The sequence below is a fragment of the Aporhodopirellula sallentina SM41 genome (assembly GCF_000346505.1).
Taxonomy (GTDB): Bacteria; Planctomycetota; Planctomycetia; order Pirellulales; family Pirellulaceae; genus Rhodopirellula; species Rhodopirellula sallentina.
Genome location: NZ_ANOH01000040.1, coordinates 1 through 2,361 on the forward strand (window position 1 = coordinate 1; position 2,361 = coordinate 2,361).

3 protein-coding genes and 1 pseudogene are annotated in these 2,361 nt (G+C 53.4%); 1 reads left to right on the plus strand and 3 read right to left on the minus strand.

Going from position 1 to position 2,361, the window contains the following annotated elements; translation table 11 throughout:
* Positions 1-228, plus strand: a pseudogene (locus tag RSSM_RS01920) (ISAs1 family transposase); the annotation flags it as partial.
* Positions 229-1,058: 830 nt separating this feature from the next.
* Here RSSM_RS01920 and RSSM_RS01930 read toward each other — a convergent pair.
* The 3 genes from RSSM_RS01930 to RSSM_RS01940 form a co-directional block, all read right to left on the minus strand.
* A complete protein-coding gene (locus tag RSSM_RS01930) occupies positions 1,059-1,469 on the minus strand; it encodes a hypothetical protein (RefSeq protein ID WP_008673924.1) in 411 nt (136 codons plus the stop codon).
* 108 nt (positions 1,470-1,577) lie between these two features.
* A complete protein-coding gene (locus RSSM_RS01935; protein WP_008673925.1) occupies positions 1,578-2,036 on the minus strand; it encodes a TIGR03067 domain-containing protein in 459 nt (152 codons plus the stop codon).
* Positions 2,037-2,094: 58 nt separating this feature from the next.
* A partial coding sequence (locus tag RSSM_RS01940; protein WP_008673927.1) for a YcxB family protein occupies positions 2,095-2,361 on the minus strand: 267 nt, incomplete at its 5' end.

Consider the following 2,361-nt stretch of genomic DNA (forward strand, 5'->3'; position numbering starts at 1 on the left):
GATCATTGGGGAATTGCATACAGTTGCCACCGGCAGCTTGATGTGACCTTCGGGGAAGACCAATGTCGAATCCGCAAGGGGCATGGGGATGAGAACTTCAGCACGCTGAGGCGAACCGCACTCAGTCTGCTGAAACAAGAGAAGACAGCCAAGTGTGGCGTGAAAAACAAACGCCTCACTGCGGGATGGGACGACAGCTACATGGAAAAAGTCGTTTTCAGCCCGTGATTCCCCGTGCAATTGCCCTGGTTGACTACCCACAGTTCAGTTTTTATCCCGGGAGGGATGTCAATCCATTTGCCCAGGTCGCGTCAGCACACCTGGGGAGATCGATCATGAGAAGTTCTGACCGACCCCGAAGTTGGTCCTGGGCAACCGTCATGACGAATCCGCGACCAACTTCGGGGGCGAAACCAAGCTTTGCTCTCTATTCCAGTGTTGGTCGCTTCGCTCGGCCGCCGGGCAATTGCGAAAATGCCTTCAGCGTCAAGAAACTTCTGGGTAACAGATAGCAAGTTTGTTGAGCTTCGACTAACCATTTTTGCTGTCAGTCGGCTCCGGTTCACAGTAATTTTATTCGCACGAGGCTGGGGCGAAGCGTCGGTTGGGGCAAAGGCTTGGATGTGCTTTGCCAGTGCCGATGCCGGTGCCGATATCGCTGGCGCCGGCGGCGTTGCAAGCGAAGGCAGGGGGCCGCAGGGAGAGCAACATCGGGCTCTGCCCCGAGTCGGGATTCTGGCCAGAGTCTTGGCAGTCTCGATCGCTAGCCTTCGGCCACATCGGTGACGCAAGAAACGTCGCTTCGGTGTCGACCAGTGGACGAATTATACCGCCGGTTGAGGACACGCGTGCGCGGTGGATGTGCAAGATCGAGACTGGAAGGGCATTGAATCGAACCTGAGGTACGTTGGTCTGCGATGCGTATGTAGCTCAGCTGGGGAGTGAAGCGAGTCGCGATCTGGATCAGCGGGAGTCGGGAGTAGAGTATCCATTCGTAAAAATGACCACCCGTTCTCGGTTTTATCTGATGGCTATCCCACCGCGATTTCGTCCCGGCGTCAACCAACAGGGGCCACGTAATGGTACCCAACGTATCCTGCGACGCCGATGATCAAAGAAGCGATGACCAATGCGGCAAATTTGTCGATAGGACCGTAGGTTTCTAGGTCACCTGTGGAGAAATCGAGCTGGGGCTTGTAGATCGGACCGGTCAGCGTAAGGACGCATAGGACCAGGATACAGATGGTCACCGCCAGCAACGTGACGCCGCACAGTACAGTCATTGCCTTGCCGATTAATTCTTTCCCAGCAAGCAAACCTATTTGAGATGCGATCTCGAGAATGATCAGTGCCGCAACGCACGACGTTCCCAAGACTGCCTCAATCGTTCGTGAACGTCGAAAGATTGGCTTGGAATCGTAGCTGCGTTTTGCTGCGAGTCGTTTTTCAATTCGAGGCGAGCGGGGCATGCAGTTTAAAATTTAACCGGATAACGATCACGATCTCTTGGTCGCCGCGAACGGCTTGCCACTTGAAGAAACCCTGCTCGGCGACACACGTGGAGCGTCTGGTTCGCCTCAATCCGCTTTCTTCCGGTCGACCGATAGAAAGTAACGATTTGAAGCCGTGGATTCAAAAGACGTTGGTCTAGGATCGCCAGGATACGGAAAGCAATTGATGAATTTTTCGTCGTCAAACCGAAAGATACCCGGTAGAGCCTGGCCGTCGCGTGGCCCGTCGACGTAAGTCACATCTATTTTGAATGGCTTGTCCGAAACGTCAATTTTGAAAGTTGCAATCCCGACATCTTTGCCATCAGTAACAAACACCATCTTGCGATCATCGATTCGGTAAGACCGATTGTCTCGTCCCTCTGATGTCTCCCTGCCGTGAATGACCCACTTTTCCGCCTTCCACTGCCCTTGTAGCTGCCGAAGCACGATGGTTTCTGATGGCGGTTCATCGGCGACCAAAATTGGTGCCATGCTCGCAAGTATGCCCGCGGCAAAGAACAACGAAAAAACGCGCGTTGTCATCAATACCTCTGATGGCGAACGTATGCGGTAGCCGAGTGGCTGCCAGAAAATTTTGAGTTCAGAAAATACGCTGTCGGCGATATCGGTTCACTGCTTGGTTCGTCGGCAGCTTCGCACTCACTAGCTTACGCAATCGTGCGGCTCCGTTGTCGCCATCAAGCGTTGTATCAGGTATCCAATTTACCACGTTCGTGCCACGGTAGAGTAAGACTCCGTCATCAAATATCACGGATTTGGTGAATGCTGACCATTTGACATCCGTGTTCTCTATTTCGGATTCGGTGCGAAACCCATCTTCAGACAGGAAAATCTTCTGCTCGGCGTT

Bases quoted from the DNA above. Each gene is read 5' to 3' on its own strand.
- RSSM_RS01930 (WP_008673924.1), bottom strand. From the start codon at position 1,469: ATGCCCCGCTCGCCTCGAATTGAAAAACGACTCGCAGCAAAACGCAGC.
- RSSM_RS01935 (WP_008673925.1), bottom strand. From the start codon at position 2,036: ATGACAACGCGCGTTTTTTCGTTGTTCTTTGCCGCGGGCATACTTGCG.